General features: G+C 72.1%; 9 protein-coding genes. 2 read left to right on the forward strand and 7 right to left on the reverse strand.

Features of this window, described 5'->3' with window-relative positions; all coding sequences use genetic code 11:
* Position 1 precedes the first annotated feature (1 nt).
* Positions 2-2,305, reverse strand: coding sequence for an alpha-xylosidase (yicI, locus tag ACZ4Z2_RS31480; protein ID WP_468080648.1), 2,304 nt, complete (start codon positions 2,303-2,305; stop codon positions 2-4).
* A complete protein-coding gene (locus ACZ4Z2_RS31485) occupies positions 2,302-3,024 on the reverse strand; it encodes a family 1 glycosylhydrolase (RefSeq protein ID WP_468080649.1) in 723 nt (240 codons plus the stop codon). The genes yicI and ACZ4Z2_RS31485 overlap by 4 nt, the downstream gene beginning before the upstream one ends.
* A 461-nt stretch (positions 3,025-3,485) precedes the next feature.
* Here ACZ4Z2_RS31485 and ACZ4Z2_RS31490 point away from each other — a divergent pair, with 461 nt between their 5' ends.
* Positions 3,486-5,471, forward strand: a complete 1,986-nt coding sequence (locus tag ACZ4Z2_RS31490) for a beta-galactosidase (RefSeq protein ID WP_468080651.1) — start codon at positions 3,486-3,488, stop codon at positions 5,469-5,471.
* 9 nt (positions 5,472-5,480) lie between these two features.
* On the opposite strand, the gene ACZ4Z2_RS31495 is transcribed toward ACZ4Z2_RS31490, so the two are convergent.
* From ACZ4Z2_RS31495 to ACZ4Z2_RS31505, 3 genes are all read right to left on the reverse strand, one after another.
* Positions 5,481-6,461, reverse strand: a complete 981-nt coding sequence (locus tag ACZ4Z2_RS31495; RefSeq protein WP_468080725.1) for a LacI family DNA-binding transcriptional regulator — start codon at positions 6,459-6,461, stop codon at positions 5,481-5,483.
* Between the two features lie 163 nt (positions 6,462-6,624).
* Positions 6,625-7,554 (reverse strand): anti-sigma factor RsbA family regulatory protein, encoded by a 930-nt coding sequence (locus ACZ4Z2_RS31500; protein WP_468080653.1) that lies wholly within the window; start codon positions 7,552-7,554, stop codon positions 6,625-6,627.
* Complete coding sequence (locus ACZ4Z2_RS31505; RefSeq protein WP_468080655.1) at positions 7,551-8,039, reverse strand: STAS domain-containing protein; 489 nt, start codon at positions 8,037-8,039, stop codon at positions 7,551-7,553. Before ACZ4Z2_RS31505 ends, ACZ4Z2_RS31500 begins: the two co-directional genes overlap by 4 nt.
* A 99-nt stretch (positions 8,040-8,138) precedes the next feature.
* Between ACZ4Z2_RS31505 and ACZ4Z2_RS31510 the strand changes: the two genes are divergently transcribed.
* On the forward strand, positions 8,139-9,086 hold the full coding sequence (locus ACZ4Z2_RS31510; RefSeq protein ID WP_468080656.1) for a hypothetical protein: 948 nt from the start codon (positions 8,139-8,141) through the stop codon (positions 9,084-9,086).
* 79 nt (positions 9,087-9,165) lie between these two features.
* Here the strand turns inward: ACZ4Z2_RS31510 and ACZ4Z2_RS31515 are convergent, their stop codons facing one another.
* Positions 9,166-11,586, reverse strand: coding sequence for a SpoIIE family protein phosphatase (locus tag ACZ4Z2_RS31515; protein WP_468080726.1), 2,421 nt, complete (start codon positions 11,584-11,586; stop codon positions 9,166-9,168).
* Between the two features lie 193 nt (positions 11,587-11,779).
* Positions 11,780-16,045 (reverse strand): HAMP domain-containing protein, encoded by a 4,266-nt coding sequence (locus ACZ4Z2_RS31520; protein WP_468080658.1) that lies wholly within the window; start codon positions 16,043-16,045, stop codon positions 11,780-11,782.
* Between the last annotated feature and the right edge of the window lie 60 nt (positions 16,046-16,105).

Genomic DNA, 16,105 nt, shown 5'->3' on the forward strand with positions numbered 1-16,105 from the left:
CTCAGCCTCGTCCGGGCCCGCTGATTTTCCCGCCGTGGAACTCGACCGTCGAGGACCCTCCGGAGCTGCTGTGGAGGGGTCCGTCGGGACCGTCCGTGCGCAGGCGCCAGGGGAGCGGGCTGTCGGTGGAGACGTGGAGCAGGTCGCCGTCGCGGCGTACGTGGAAGCGCGCCGTCTGCCCGGGGCCGTCGGGGCGCGGGATCACGACGGTGCGCTCGGCGCCGTCGGCGAAGGCGTGGACACGCAGTTCGACGCCGTCCGCCCAGGCCGACACGGGCCGTTGGTCGTCGGCGGCGAGGGGGACGACCGAGTCGGGGCGGGCGAGCAGCGGCAGCGTGTGGAAGTCGTGCCGCTCGCGCACCCAACGGGGGCCGGTGACCCGGGCGCCGGTCAGGATGTTGGTCCAGGTGCCCTCGGGGACGTAGTACTCGACGGTGCCGTCGTCGGTGAGGACCGGGGCCACGAGCAGGTCGTCGCCCAGCATGTACTGGCGGTCGAGGAAGGCGGCGGTGGGGTCGTCGGGGAACTCCAGCACCATGGCCCGCATCACCGGGACGCCGCTCGTGTGGGCCTGTTGGGCGGCGCGCTGGAGGTAGGGGGCGAGACGGTGCTTGAGGAGCGTGAACTCGCGGGTGACCTCGACGGCCTCCTCGCCGTAGTCCCAGGGCACGCGGTACGACTTGCTGCCGTGCAGCCGGCTGTGCGAGGACAGCAGGCCGAACTGCACCCAGCGTTTGAAGACGGCGGGCGTGGGAGTGCCCTCGAAGCCGCCGATGTCATGGCTCCAGAAGCCGAACCCGGACACACCGAGGGACAGTCCACCCCGCAGCGACTCGGCCATGGCGTTGAAGTGGGACTCGCAGTCGCCGCCCCAGTGCACGGGGTACTGCTGACCGCCGACGGTGGCCGAGCGGGCGAAGACCAGCGCCTCGTCCTCGCCGCGCTCCTCCCGCAGCAGCTCGAAGACCGCCTGGTTGTAGAGGTGGGTGTAGTAGTTGTGCATGCGTTCCGGGTCGGAGCCGTCGTGCCAGACCACGTCGGTGGGGACACGCTCGCCGAAGTCGGTCTTGAAGCAGTCGACGCCCTGGTCCAGCAGGGTGCGCAGCTTGCCGGTGTACCAGTCGCGGGCGGCGGGGTTCGTGAAGTCGACCAGGGCCATGCCGGGCTGCCACAGGTCCCACTGCCACACGGTGCCGTCGGGGCGCCGTACGAGGTGGCCCGCGCGCATGCCCTCGTCGAACAGCGGCGACTTCTGGGCGATGTAGGGGTTGATCCAGGCGGAGATCCGCAGCCCCCGGTCCTTGAGCCGGGCCAGCATGCCCGCCGGGTCGGGGAAGGTCTCGGGGTCCCAGTCGAAGTCGCACCACTGGTGGCCGCGCATCCAGAAGCAGTCGAAGTGGAAGACGCTCAGCGGGATGCCGCGCTCGGCCATGCCGTCGATGAAGCCGGTGACGGTGGCCTCGTCGTAGTCGGTGGTGAAGGACGTCGAGAGCCACAGGCCGAGGGCCCAGGCCGGGGGCAGGGCGGGACGGCCGGTGAGCGCGGTGTAGCGCTCCAGGACCTCCTTGGGTGTCGGTCCGTGGACCACGAAGTACTCCAGCGCGTGGTCCTCGACGCTGAACTGCACCTGGCCCACCGTCTCGGAGCCGATCTCGTAGCTCACCCTGCCGGGATGGTTGACGAGGACGCCGTAGCCGCGGTTGGTGAGGTGGAACGGGATGTTCTTGTACGCCTGCTCGCTGTTGGTGCCGCCGTCCGCCTGCCAGACGTCCACCACCTGGCCGTTCTTCACGAACGGGGTGAACCTCTCCCCCAGCCCGTACACCAGCTCGCCCACGCCGAGGGCCAGCTGGCCGAACATGTGGTGGCGGCCCGCGGAGTCGGTGACGAACCCGGTGCCCCGCTCACCGACCGAGGTCAGCGTCCGGCCCCCGGCGGTGAAGTCCAGCCGCCAGGGCCCGGAGGTGTCCACGCGCAGGGTCAGCTCGCCGGAGGTGAGCTCCAGCAGCGTGCCGTCCCGCCGGACCTTGCCGGCGCCCTCCTCGACGCCGGGCAGCGCGAACTCCGGGGCCCGGCCCGCCGATCCGGCGTGGTGGGTGGCCCGTACGCCGATCACGCCCTCGGCGGGCGACCAGCACTCGACGGTCAGCAGAGGGCTGTTGAGCGTGTCGCCGCGGTGGCGGATGTGCCGTACCGGGGCGTAGAGGGTCATCCGGTGCTCGTCGGCCCGGACGTCGCAGACCTCGGTGGCGTAGCGGGCCATGTGGCCCGGACGCATCAGCCAGTAGCCGTCGGTGAATTTCATGGGGCGGTGTCCTCCGTCCGCGCGCGGTGCGCGGCGATCAGGGCCTGGTACCAGCGGTAGCTGTCCTTGGGCGTGCGGGTGAGGGTGTCGTAGTCGACGCGGACCAGGCCGAAGCGCTGGGCGTGACCGCGCGCCCACTCGAAGTCGTCCAGCGGGGACCAGACGTAGGAGCCGCGTACGTCCGCTCCGGCGGCGACGGCGTCGGCCACGGCCCGGTGGTGGTCGGCGAGGTAGCCGATCCGCTCGGCGTCCTGGACCCGGCCGTCGGCGGTGACCGTGTCGGCCTCGGTGGAGCCGTTCTCCGTGATCCACAGGGGCGGCAGCGTCGGGTAACGGTTGGTGAGTTCCGTGGAGCAGCTCGGCTCGGCGTTCGTCGGCCACGCCGAGGGCCGGCACGCGCCCGGCACCCAGGAGGGCCCTGGCGCGCCGGCCGCCGCCCACCACCTTCGCCGGCCGCTACCCCGGTCCCAGTGGTAGAGGGCGACGGCGGGTGAGACACCGGCGTCGAGCAGTTCGCCGATGAGCCGGTCGTGGGAGTCCAGGCCCTCGGCAAGGTCGCCGGTGGCGCCGTCCGGCGTGCGGCCGGGGGTGTGACTGAAGGTGTCCCGGATGGAGGGGCCCCTGCCGTCCTCGTCGTGGGCGCCCTCGATCTGGTACGCGGCCGTGGCGGCACCGAACCGGAAACCGGCGGGGAGCGCGGGGAAGGCAGGAGCGCTCATGCGCCGGCTCCCGCGCCACGTCCGGCCGGGGGCGCGCCACCGCGGTCGTGGACGCCGCCGCAGGAAGCGGTCGCCGGGGAGGAGACGGTCATCCATCGAACCCTTCAGGACGCTGGCAGTACAGCCGATTGTCGAAGCGCATCGACGCTGCCACTCATGGCGAGTAGCTGTCAATATCCCAGGCAGGAGGAGCATTTCTTTCGCTCCCGCCTCTTGTTTCGCGCGCGACACCTCATTACCTTCACTTCTTGAGTGAAGCGCTTCGACAGCACAGGGCGGAAGGTCCGCCGCCATGGACGAAAGGGTGTCCGGCTGCGAGGCGCCGACCGGGCCGACGGCCCGTCCTGAACCGGGAGCGGCTCCGTCCGTTCCGGCCCCGCGTGAAACACGGAGCCGCTCCCTCATCCGGTGATGAGACCCGTGTGCGACGCGTCGGCGTCGCCCCTACCCGAGGATCCGGCATGACCACCCGCAGCGTCACCGACCGTCTGGGCGGACTCGCCTTCGGCGGGGACTACAACCCCGAGCAGTGGGACGAACCGGTGTGGAAGGAGGACGACGTCCTGATGCGCCGGGCCAGGGTGAACCTGGCCACGGTCGGCGTCTTCTCCTGGGCCCTGCTCGAACCGGAGGAGGGGCGCTACGACTTCGCCTGGCTCGACGCGCACATCGAACGGCTGCACGCCAACGGTGTCGCCGTCGACCTCGCCACCCCGACCGCCTCCCCGCCGCCCTGGTTCACCCTGGCCCACCCCGACGCGCTGCCGGTCGGGCCGGACGGCATCCGCCTCACCCACGGCAGCCGGGACACCTACTGCCTCGCCGCCCCCGCCTACCGGGACGCGGCCCGCCGGGTCGCCTCGGCGCTCGCCGGACGCTACGGCGACCACCCGGCGGTGGCGCTGTGGCACGTGCACAACGAGTACGCCACGCTCTGCTGGTGCGACCACACGGCCGTCGGCTTCCGGGAGTGGCTGCGCGCACGCCACGGCTCGCTGGACGCCCTCAACGAGGCGTGGGGCACGGCCTTCTGGAGCCAGCGCTACACCTCCTGGGAGCAGGTCCTCCCGCCGCGCGCCACGCAGTGGCACAAGAACCCGGGCCAGGCACTGGACTTCCGCCGCTACTGGTCCGACGAGGTCCTCGCCGCGTACCGCGAGCAGCGCGACGTGATCCGCGCGCACAGCGACCGCCCGGTGACGACCAACCTGATGCTCCCCGCCTACCAGAACCTGGACCTGTGGGCGCTCAGCCGGGAGGTCGACCTGATCGCCGTCGACCACTACCCCTCGGCGCCCGGTGTGGACGCCGCCGCCGACACCGCCTTCGCCGGGGACCGCGCCCGTTCGTTCGGCGGCGGCAGGCCGTGGCTGCTCATGGAACAGGGCACGAACACCGTCTACGAGGGGGACCGCGTCCTCGGCAAGGAGCCCGGGGACATCCTGAGGCACACCCTCGGCCACATCGCGCGCGGCTCGGAGGGCGCCCTGTTCTTCCAGTGGCGGCAGTCCCGGGCCGGCGCCGAGACCTGGCACTCGGCGATGGTCCCGCACGCGGGGCCGGACAGCCGTCTCTTCAGGGAGGTCACGGCGGCGGGCGAGGCCGTCGCACGGCTCGGTGAGCTGGCGGGCTCCACGGTGTCGGCGCCCGTGGCCGTCCTGCACGACTCCGACGCCTGGTGGGCCCTGGAGGTGGACGGTCTGCCGTCGGCCGACCTCGGCTACCACCCGGAGCTGCGCCGCGCCCACCGGGCTCTGTGGGACGCCGGCGTCACGGTCGACTTCGCCCACCCCGAGCACGAGTTGGACCGCTACCGGTTGGTGGTGGCGCCGGCGCTGTTCCTGCTCTCCGACGCGGGCGCCGAGAACCTGCGCCGCTATGTGGCGGGCGGCGGGGTGCTGCTGGTCCACCACGCGGCCGGGTGCGTCGACGACCGTCTCCACGCCCGTCTCGGCGGCTACCCCGCCGCGCCCCTGCGCGAGGCGTTGGGCGTCCGGGTCGAGGAGCACCGAGCCCTGCGGCGCGACGAGCGGATGGTCCTGTCCGACGGGACGCACGGCGCCGTCTGGAGCGAGTCCCTGCGCGCCGAGGGGGCCGAGACGCTGGCCGCCTACACGCACGGCATGCTCGCGGGCGGACCCGCGCTCACCCGGCACCGCTTCGGCACCGGGCAGGGCTGGTACCTCTCCACCCGTCTGGAGGACGCCGACTACGGCGCCCTCATGGCCCGGCTGCTGGAGGAGGCGGACGTCCGCCCTGACGTACCGGGGCTGCCGGCCGGGGTGGAGGCGGTCACGCGCCACGCGCCCGACGGCCGCCGCTGGCACGTCCTGGTCAACCACCGCTCCGACGAGGTGCGGCTGCCGGCACCGGCCCACGACCTGCTCGCCGACACCACCGCGCGCGTACTGCCGCCCGGCGGCTGCGCGGTGCTGCGCAGTCCCTGACGGCTCGGCTCACTGCTCCTTCGGCGGGGCCGTGCTCTCCCGGACGGTGAGGGTGGTCGCGATCTCCAGTCCCCGCTGCGGGACTTCCTCGCCGCGGCCGAGCGCGAGCGCCAGTTCGGTGGCGGCCGTCGCCATCTCGGCGAGCGGCTGGTGGACGGTGGTCAGGGGCGGATCCATCCAGGCCACGGCGGGTACGTCGTCGAAGCCCACGACGCTGAGATCGTCCGGGACGCGCAACCCGAGTTCACGGGCGGCCTGGTAGACGCCGACCGCCTGCATGTCGTTGGCGGTGAACACCGCGGTGGGCCTGTCGTGGCGGGACAGCAACTCCCGTGCCGCCGCGTACCCGTGCTCGCGCGTGAGCTGGGTCCTGACCACCAGGCCGGGTTCGACCGGCAGGCCGGCCTCCGTGAGAGCGGAGGTGTAGCCGGAGAGCCGGGCGAGGCAGAACGCGTGGTCGGGCCCGCTGATCATGGCGATGCGCCGGTGCCCCAGCCCGGCCAGATGCCGGGTCGCCGCCTGACCGCCCCGCCAGTTCGTGGCCCCCACGAACGGCACGTCGTCGGGCAGTTCCTCGATCGGGTCGAGGACGACGAAGGGGATGCCCCGCGCCTTCAGCTGTTCGCGCTCCGCCTCGGAGAGCTGCGCCACCGACAGGACGCACCGGGGGCGCCGGCCGACGGTGTCGTCGAGGGTGAGGCCGGAGGTGTCGTGGAGCCCGAACTCCGACACCAGCACGCCGATGCGGTTCCTGCGGGCCACCCGCTCGACGCCGCGGATGATCTCCACGGCCCACATGCTCTCCAGTTCGCGGAACACGAGCTGCACGAGGTTGCTGCGGTTCTTGGGAGGCTTGCGGTAACCGTGCTGGTGGATCAGCTGCTCCACGCGGGCCCGGGTCTCGTCCGACACACCCGAGCGGCCGTTGAGCACCTTCGACACCGTGGGCACGGAGACGCCGGCGGACTCGGCGATGTACGCGATCGTCACCGAGGCGGGCCCCTCGCCGCGCTCCCCGTGGTCGTCCGCCGAAGGTTGTCCCGCTCGGTTGTCCGGCACGGTCGCCCTTTCTCCTCCCCTGGCCTGCTGCCCCGCCATTCTGGCACCTCGCGCCGAGGGGCCGGAGATCAGCCGGATCCCACCGCCGGCCCGGTCAGCGGTCGAGGTAGAAGCGGACGGTGGTGCCGTCGTGGGCGGTGTGGAAGCGGACCAGGTCGGCGATGTGGTGGACCAGCAGCAGACCGCGTCCGCCCAACTGGTCGCGGGCCGGGGGGCGGCGGCCCGCGAGGGGGTCGGTCAGCCTTCCGCGGTCGTGGACCTCGCAGACGATCTGCTCGGCCTCGGCCCAGATCCGCAGCGTCCCCGATCCGCCGCCGTGCACCACGCTGTTGGTGGTCAACTCCGCGACCGCCAGCGTCAGATCCTGCATCCGGGCCTCGCCCAGGCCGAGTCCGCGGGCCTCGCGCACCGCGAACGCGCGGGCCCACGGGAGGGCTTCCGCGTCGAACGGCAGGGCCGCCGCTCCGGGCGGACTGGTGAGGGGCTGGTTGTAGCGGGCGACGACCTGCTCGGGCGCGTAGGTGTCGCTGGGCAGTTCGACGCCGGAGTCGATGACGACGGGATGCGTGGCGTGGGCGTCGGCGAGCACCGCCGGGGCCAGGGCGTCCGCGTCGTACGGGCAGAGGATCGTCACCTCGCGGCCCCGGAACGCCTCGTTGATGAGGGCCTCGTGCTGGACGCACGCCGGGTACTCCGCCGCCGAGCGGCCGGCCCAGATCGGCTCCCCGATGATCCTGACCCGCCCGCCCGGGTGGGCGTCGGCGAAGGCACGCAGGACGCCGGGGATGATCCGCCCCGGATTGCGGCCCGCCCGCGTCATGTCGAGGAACTCGATCCGGGCGGCGTCGGCGCCCAGGCCGGCCCTGATCAGTTCGAGGTTCGGGCCCGGCACGGCGACCGCGACGGCCTCCCCGGCCGCCAGGCCGTCCCGGAGGAACGGCACGGTGCCCGCCGTGTACTGCTCCGCGCCCCGGTAGAACAGCGCCGGGTGGACGAAGGATTCCCTGTCGGTGGCCGTGGTCATCGTCCCGCCACCTCGATCGTCGAGAGGCCGGGCCAGAACAGGTCGAGGATGCGCGTCAGCTCCGGCGGCGGGCGGTGCACGACGATCCGGCCGCCGGTCAGCCGCTGCGCGGTGACGGCCAGCGCCGCCGCGCCGCCCACGTCGATGGACATCAGCCCGGACAGCTCCACGTGGGAGACGTCCTCATGGGTGCTCGCCACTTCCCTCAGGGCACGTTCCCAGGATGAACGGGTGCTCACGTTGATCTCTCCAGCGGCACGGATCCCGGGACGACCGCACAGCGAACGGATCTCCAGCGCGGCGTCCCCGGGCCGCGGTGCCGGGACCGCATTGTCCCCACCGTCGGCGGCATCCACGTTCCCTCCCTGCCTCAGGTACCGATGAACGACATTCCCCCTGTCTCGCCGCTCACTGCGTCTCGGAAACGACGGACCAAAAGACACGTCATCGTATAACCCGCCGCTCCGCAGGACCTGATGGCCCATCCGTGTTTACCGTTCGGCTTTCGGGACAGTCCAAAGCCTGTCATGGACACACTTGTTCGACCGCCGGGTGCGGCGGTCGACCGGCAGAGGGGGAACCACGTGCTCATCCACACAAGACGCCGGCGCCGTTTACTCGGTGCCCTGGCGAGCGCGGCCGTCGCGCTCGGACTCACCGTGGCGGCGGCCCAGCCCGCCGCGGCGGTCGACGGTACGCCCCGGGCCGTGACCGCCTATCGCCACACCAGCGAGGCCGGTGACTGGATCGGTCAGGGCAGCGCGGTGGCGTACACCCCGTCGACGGCGAGCATCACCGTCGAGGGGGCGCTGGAGGTCGTACGGTTCCGGGTCGAGAACGACAGCGCCTGGTGGGACGGGGTGCTCGCCGCCCCGCACGGCGAGAAGCTGCACCCCGGTGTCTACCGCGACGCCGAGCGGGCGCACTCCGCGACCGGCCGTTCCCCCGGCCTCGATGTGAGCGGGCAGCACCGCGGCTGCAACGTGGTGTACGGGCAGTTCGCCATCCACCAGATCGAGGCCGACGCCTCCGGGGACATCACCCTGCTGGACGCCACCTACACCCAGCGGTGCGAGGCCCCGGACGCCCCCGCGCTCAAGGGCGTCGTCAAGTACCGCGCGTTCCCGCTGTCGTTCAGCTACGCCAGCGACCCGGGCGACTACCCCGGCCAGGGCCGCTCCGGCACCCACACCGGCGCCACGAGCATCTTCTCGCTGCGGGAATGGGGCGTCGACGGCCTGTCCTACGACGCGTCCGGCAAGCGGGAATCCTGGTCGGCGCTGCTCGTCCCGCCCGCGGGCGAGCGTTTCGAGGCGGGACGCACCTACCGCACCGAACGCGGCAGCGGCCCGGGGATCGCCGGCCTTGACGTGTCCGGCTTCGGCGGCTGCAACACCAGTCACGGAACCCTGACCCTCACCAAGCTCGCCCGGAACGCCGAGGGCACGGTCACGGCCTTCGCCGCCACATTCGAACAGCACTGCGAGGGAGCCGAACCCGCACTGCGCGGGACGATCCACTACTACGCCTGAGCGGGCCAGGGGCGCGGACTCTTGGGTGCCACCCCGGGTCCGCGCCGCACGCGCCCTCCCTGAGCGCCTGCCGTTTCTCCTAGTCCACGCGCACGCCCACGATGCAGGTGTCGTCGTCCGTGTCCGACTTGCTGTAGGTGAGCAGGCGGTCCAACTGCTGGTCGAGAGTGGGCGGGACCATGCTCGCGGCCGTCAGCAGCTGGGCCAGCGACTCCTCCACGGACCGGTCGCGGCGCTCGATCAGACCGTCCGTGTACATCAACAAGGTGTCGTCGACGGCCAGTTGCATCTCGTGCTCCTCGTACGTCGCCTCGGGCAGGGCGCCGAGCAGCAGACCCTTGACCAGGGGCAGCGGTGCCGCCTCGCCGCCGCGTACCAGGACCGGCGGCAGATGGCCCGCCCTGGCCCAGCGCAGGGTGCGGGCCTCGGGGTCGTACAGACCGCAGACCGCCGTGGCGGTGACGGCGCCGTTCAGATGGTGGGCCACCATGTTGAGCCAGGACAGCAACTGGGCCGGTCCTGCGCCCGTCACGGCGAGCCCGCGCAGCGCGTTGCGCAGGACGACCATGCTGGTGGCCGCCTCGATGCCATGGCCGGCGACGTCCCCCACGCACAGCAGCACCAGCCCGGACGGCAGCACGACCGCGTCGTACCAGTCGCCGCCGACCAGGTTCTGGGTCTCCGCGGGCCGGTAGCGCACGGCCACCCGCAGCCCGGGGGCCTCCAGCGGGGCCTGCGCGGGGGGCATGATCGCGTGCTGGAGCTGGAGGGTCAGCCGGTTGCGTTCGCTCGCCTGCTGCTCGGTGTGGGCGAGCTGGTCGCGGGTCGCGGCGAGGGCGACCTCCGTCCAGTGGTGGGCGGAGATGTCCTGGTAGGCACCCCGGACGACGAACAGCCGGCCGTCGGAGTCGAGGACCGGCTCGGCCACCACGCGGATGTGCCGGGTGACACCGTCGGGCCGCTGGAGCCGGAACGCCGTGGACGCCGGGCGGCGGTGGTGCAGGACGGTGCGCAGGAACCTGCCGATGGCGACGGCGTCGTCGGGGTGGGCGTGGGCGGCCAGGTCCTCCAGGGGGACCGGGCCCGCGGAGGCGGGCTTGCCGTAGAGGCTGTAGAGCTGGCCGTTCCAGGTGATCTCGCCCGTGAGGAGGTTCTCCTCGAAGCCGCCGATGCGGCCGAGGCGCTGGGCGTGCTGGAGCAGGCTCGCCAGGCGCGCCGTCTCGTCCTCTATCCGCCAGATGAGCAGCACGCTGCCCCCGTGGCGGCTGATGTTGATGTCGGCGACCGCCGCGAGCGGGACGTCGTCCACCAGGGCGGTGAGCCGCATGCGGTGGGCGCGGAACGGCTCGCCCGTGGCGTAGACGCGTTCGACCTGCTCGAAGAGTTCGCTGTCGCCGGCGGCCATCGGGTAGGCCTCCAGCAGCAGGGCTCCGTTGACGGCGCCCCTGGGCCGGCCCGCCGGGTCGAGGAAGCGCCGGTTGACGTGGTGGATGCGGAAGTCGACCAGTTCCCCGTCGGTGTCCAGGTGCGGGACGAGGACCAGCGCGGGGTCGTGGAGGCCGTCGGCCAGGTCCATCAGCTCGGCGACGGCCGGCAGGACGCCGGGCCGGGTGTCGCCGTCGGGCCGCCGCGGGACGTACGTCTCCAGCGTGTGCGCGCACAGTTCGGCGAGGGCCTCGATCTGCCGGACGATCTGCGGGGGCTGCGGCTCCAGCGGTGTGGGCCAGACGATCTCCAGCACGCCGTGGATGCGGCCGGCGGTGCCCGCGGGGACGGCGACACGGCCTCCGTCGGGGTGGTGGTGCTGACCGATGGAGGGCAGTCCGGTCTGCGACAGACAGCCGATCCACTGGCCCGTCCGCTCGCCGAGTCCCCGGCGCGCCACCGTCGCCACGCCCGGCGGCACATATCGCCAGCGGCCCGCCTCCGCCACCGAGAACCCGGCGCTGCCCGCCAGGGTGAGGGAGCCGTCGGCGTCCAGCGCCCAGATGGCGACGGCCTCCGCGCCGAGCGGCGTGAGGGCGTGCTCCAGCAGGGAGTCGGCCACGGCCTGCGCGTCGTGTGCGGCGAGCGCTCCGCTCTCGGCGGTCCGCAGCCGTACGGCGAAGGAGTCGCTCCCCGGTGCCTCGACGGTGTCGCCGCGGTTCGCCGTGGTCGCGAGGAACGCGGTCGTGACCTCCGAGAGCCGGTCGCGGCTGGCCTGGTTGATGACCTCGACGGCGAACTCCAGCGGGGTCACGCCCGCCTGCTCGGTCAGCTCGGCGAGCTGCCGTGCCGCCTGGGCCGGCCCGCAGTGCAGACGCTCGACGAGGATGCCCTTGGCCAGTTCGACCAGGGCGCGGCCGTCGGCCTCCGCCTGGGCCGCCTGCACCTCGCGGCGCAGGCGCTCCACGGTCGCGGCGAGCCGTCCGACCGGGGACGACTGGCCGGTGCCGTCACCTTCCTCCGTCTCCCCCGTCTCCCCCGTCTGCTCCGTTTCCTTCGTTCCGGCGACGGCCACCTCGGCGACGCGGCCGGTGGCGAGCAGGTCGATGCCCGTCGTCGGGTCGTCGGCGGACAGCTCGCCCGACGGGGAGCCGGCGTCCGGCGGGTCGATGGGCTGGTGGAGGTTGCTCACGGTTGGCCTGTTCCTCGGCTCGGGCGTCCGGGGACGCCAGGGGGTCGGCTGGTGCGCGCGGCGGGGCGGTTCCCCGTCACGTGGACAGCCAGCGTCGGACGCGGCCGATGAGGTCGTTGGTGTCGACGGGCTTGGTGACGTAGTCGTTGGCGCCCGACGCGAGACTCTTCTCCTGGTCGCCGGGCATGGCCTTGGCGGTGACGGCGATGATGGGCAGATCGGCGTACCGGTCCATCGCGCGGATCTCGGCGGTGGCGGTGTAGCCGTCCATCTCCGGCATCATCACATCCATCAGGACGAGCGAGATGTCGGGGTGGGCGAGCAGCATCTCGATGCCCTTGCGGCCGTTGTCGGCGTGCAGGACCTGGAAGCCGTGCAGTTCGAGGACCCCGCTGAGGGCGAAGAGATTGCGGGCGTCGTCGTCGACCACGAGCACCGTACGGCCGAGGAAGGAGTCGTCGACGACCTCGGCGGCCGGGCGCTGGAGGTCCTCGCCCCGGACCAGGGACAGCACGTCGCCCGGCTCCTCGGCGGACAGGTGCAGGGTGATCCGTTCGCGCAGCTCGTCCAGGCTGGACAGGAAGTCCAGCGGGCGGCCGTCCGCGCGGGAGCGCAGCGTCTGCTCCTGCGCGAGGTCCACGCGGTGCCCGGTGTGCACGAGGACGGGGACGCTGGCGAGCGCCGAGTCGCCCTCCATGGCCTCCAGCAGCCGGGCGCCCTCGCCGTCGGGCACGCCGAGTTCCAGGACGACGCAGTGGCAGGGGTCGGCGGCCAGGGTGCTCGCCGCTTCCTGCGCGCCGACCGCCGTGATGATGTCGATCGCGCCGAGGGGGTCGTCGGGGTCGGGCGCGATGTCCGCGACGGCGCGTTCCGCGACGAGGGTCAGCAGTCCGCGCGGGCGCTCCTCGACGACGAGGAGGCGCCGCCTGCGGCGTTCGGAGGTGACGGTGGGGGCGGCGTCCGGCCGTGCGGCCGGGGGGAGTTCGGCGGTCTGCGACTGCTCCAGGGGCCGGGCGCCGCCCGCGAGCAGGTCCTCGAAGTCGGCGCGGGCGACGGGGAGGTAGAGCGTGAAGGTGCTGCCCTGACCGGGGGTGCTGTCGACGGTGACGGCACCGCCCAGCAGATGGGCGATCTCGCGGGTGATCGACAGCCCGAGGCCGGTGCCGCCGTACTTGCGGCTGGTGGTGCCGTCCGCCTGCTGGAACGCGCCGAAGATCGCCTCCAGCTGCTGCTGGGGGATGCCGATGCCGGTGTCCTTCACGCGGAAGGCCACGACGGGTCCGCCGCGGAGGACGCCGAGGGGCACTTCCCGGTCGGCGGCGGGCTCGATGCGCAGCTCGACACTGCCCTGCTCGGTGAACTTCACCGCGTTGGACAGCAGGTTGCGCAGGATCTGCCGCAGCCGGGAGTCGTCGGTGAGCAGGTCGGCCGGTGTGCCGGGGGCGGTGGCCACCGTGAAGTTCAGGCTCTTCTGCGTCGTCATCGGCCGGAACGTCGCCTCGACGTACTCCAGCAGCTTGCGCAGCGGGACCCGTTCGGGGGTGACGTCCATCTTGCCGGCCTCGACCTTCGACAGGTCGAGGATGTCGTTGATCAGCTGGAGCAGGTCCGAGCCCGCCGAGTGGATGATGCCCGCGTACTCGACCTGCTTGGGGGTGAGGTTGCGTGAGGGGTTCTGCGCGAGCAGCTGGGCCAGGATGAGGAGGCTGTTGAGGGGGGTGCGCAGTTCGTGGCTCATGTTGGCCAGGAACTCCGACTTGTACTTCGACGCGAGCGCCAGCTCCTGGGCGCGGGTCTCCAGTTCCTGCCGGGCCTGCTCGATCTCCAGGTTCTTGGCCTCGATGTCACGGTTCTGCGAGGCCAGCAGGGACGCCTTCTCCTCCAGTTCGGCGTTGGAGCGCTGGAGCTCGTCCTGCTGCACCTGCAACTCCGCCGAGCGGGCCTGGAGTTCGGCGGTGAGCCGCTGGGACTCCTCCAGCAGCTCGTCGGTGCGGGCGTTGGCCACGATGGTGTTGAGGTTGACACCGATGGTCGGCATCAGCTGGGCGAGGAAGTCCTGGTGGATCTGGGTGAAGCGGGTGACGGAGCCCAGTTCGATGACGCCGAGGACCTGGTCCTCGACCACGATGGGCAGCACCACCAGGGCGCTGGGCACGGCCTGCCCGAGACCGGAGGAGATGGTGACGTAGTCCGGCGGCAGTTCCTCGACGGTGATGGGCCGGTGGTTGCGCGCGGCCTGCCCGACCAGGGAGCGCCCCACGGGGATGCGGTCGGGCCGGTCGCTGTCGTCGGGGTAGCCGTACGAGCCGACGAGCCGCAGTTCGGGGCCGCGTGCGGTGTCCTCGGCGAGGTAGAAGGCCCCGTACTGCGCGGAGACCAGGGGCGAGAGTTCGTCCATGATCAGTTCGGCGACGACGGGCAGTTCCCGGTGGCCCTGCATGAGACCGGAGATCCGCGCGAGGTTGGTCTTCAGCCAGTCCTGCTCCTGGTTGGCCCGCGTGGTCTCGCGCAGGGACTCCACCATGGAGTTGATGTTGTCCTTGAGGTCGGCGACCTCGCCGGACGCCTCGACGGTGATGGAGCGGGTCAGGTCGCCCTCGGCGACGGCGCTGGTGACCTCGGCGATCGCGCGGACCTGGCGGGTGAGGTTCCCGGCGAGTTCGTTGACGTTCTCCGTCAGACGCTTCCAGGTGCCCTCGACGCCCTCGACCTCGGCCTGTCCGCCGAGCCTGCCCTCGCTGCCGACCTCACGGGCGACACGGGTGACCTCGGCCGCGAACGACGACAGCTGGTCGACCATCGTGTTGATGGTGGTCTTCAGCTCCAGGATCTCGCCGCGGGCGTCGACGTCGATCTTCTTCGACAGGTCGCCGTTGGCGACCGCGGTGGTCACCAGGGCGATGTTGCGGACCTGGCCGGTGAGGTTGTTGGCCATCGAGTTGACGTTGTCGGTGAGGTCCTTCCAGGTGCCGGCGACGTTCGGCACGTGCGCCTGCCCGCCGAGGCGGCCCTCGGTGCCGACCTCGCGGGCGACACGGGTGACCTCGTCGGCGAACGCGGAGAGGGTGTCGACCATCGTGTTGATGACGTCGGCGAGGGCCGCGACCTCGCCCTTGGCCTCGACGGTGATCTTCTGCGAGAGGTCACCGCGGGCGACGGCGGTGGCGACCTGGGCGATCGAGCGGACCTGGCCGGTCAGGTTGGACGCCATCACGTTGACGTTGTCCGTGAGGTCCTTCCAGGTGCCCGAGACACCGCGGACGATGGCCTGTCCGCCCAGGTTGCCCTCGGTGCCGACCTCGCGGGCGACCCGGGTGACCTCGTCGGCGAAACCGGAGAGCTGGTCGACCATCGTGTTGATGGTGTTCTTCAGCTCCAGGATCTCCCCGCGCGCGTCCACCGTGATCTTCTGCGACAGATCACCCTGGGCCACCGCCGTGGCGACCTGGGCGACATTGCGGACCTGCGAGGTCAGGTTGCCCGCCATGAAGTTCACGGAGTCCGTGAGGTCGCGCCAGGTGCCCTTCACGCCCTTGACGTCCGCCTGACCGCCGAGGCGGCCCTCGGTGCCGACCTCGCGGGCGACACGGGTGACCTCGTCGGCGAAACCGGAGAGCTGGTCGACCATCGTGTTGATGGTGTTCTTCAGCTCCAGGATCTCGCCCCGCGCGTCCACCGTGATCTTCTGCGACAGATCACCCTGGGCCACCGCCGTGGTCACCTGGGCGATGTTGCGGACCTGCGAGGTCAGGTTTCCGGCCATGAAATTGACCGAGTCCGTCAGGTCGCGCCAGACGCCGGCGACGCCGGGCACCTGGGCCTGGCCGCCGAGGCGGCCCTCGCTGCCGACCTCACGGGCGACACGGGTGACCTCGTCGGCGAACGACGACAGCTGGTCGACCATCGTGTTGACGGTCTCCTTCAGCTGGAGGATCTCGCCGCGCGCGGGAACGTCGATCTTCTGGGACAGGTCGCCCTTGGCGACCGCCGTCGCCACCTGGGCGATGTCCCGCACCTGTGTGGTCAGGTTGCCCGCCATGGCGTTGACCGAGTCGGTCAGGTCCGCCCAGGTGCCCGAGACCCCCGGTACCTCGGCCTGACCGCCGAGCGTGCCCTCCGTGCCCACCTCGCGCGCCACGCGTGTGACTTCCGAGGTGAACACGGACAGCTGGTCCACCATGCCGTTGAAGACCGTGGCGATGTCACCGAGCAGGCCCTCGCCGTCGGACGGCAGCCGGGTGCCGAAATCGCCGTCCCGGACGGCGGTCAGTCCGGCCAGCAGCTGCCGCAGCTCCTGCTCGCCCGGGGCCCGGTCGGTGGCCTCGATCGTCTTGCCGCTCATGGCACCCTCGTTCCGCTCCCCAGGAGCCCTCACTCCGAGGACTCGGAACCCGCGCCGGGC

The organism is Streptomyces sp. NPDC030183, from assembly GCF_055573455.1.

Excerpts from the sequence above, each read along its gene's own strand:
- ACZ4Z2_RS31485 (WP_468080649.1), bottom strand. The coding sequence starts at position 3,024 with ATGAGCGCTCCTGCCTTCCCCGCGCTCCCCGCCGGTTTCCGGTTCGGT.
- ACZ4Z2_RS31520 (WP_468080658.1), bottom strand. The coding sequence starts at position 16,045 with ATGAGCGGCAAGACGATCGAGGCCACCGACCGGGCCCCGGGCGAGCAG.
- yicI (WP_468080648.1), bottom strand. The coding sequence starts at position 2,305 with ATGAAATTCACCGACGGCTACTGGCTGATGCGTCCGGGCCACATGGCC.
- ACZ4Z2_RS31490 (WP_468080651.1), top strand. The coding sequence starts at position 3,486 with ATGACCACCCGCAGCGTCACCGACCGTCTGGGCGGACTCGCCTTCGGC.
- ACZ4Z2_RS31505 (WP_468080655.1), bottom strand. The coding sequence starts at position 8,039 with ATGGGCCATCAGGTCCTGCGGAGCGGCGGGTTATACGATGACGTGTCT.
- ACZ4Z2_RS31500 (WP_468080653.1), bottom strand. The coding sequence starts at position 7,554 with ATGACCACGGCCACCGACAGGGAATCCTTCGTCCACCCGGCGCTGTTC.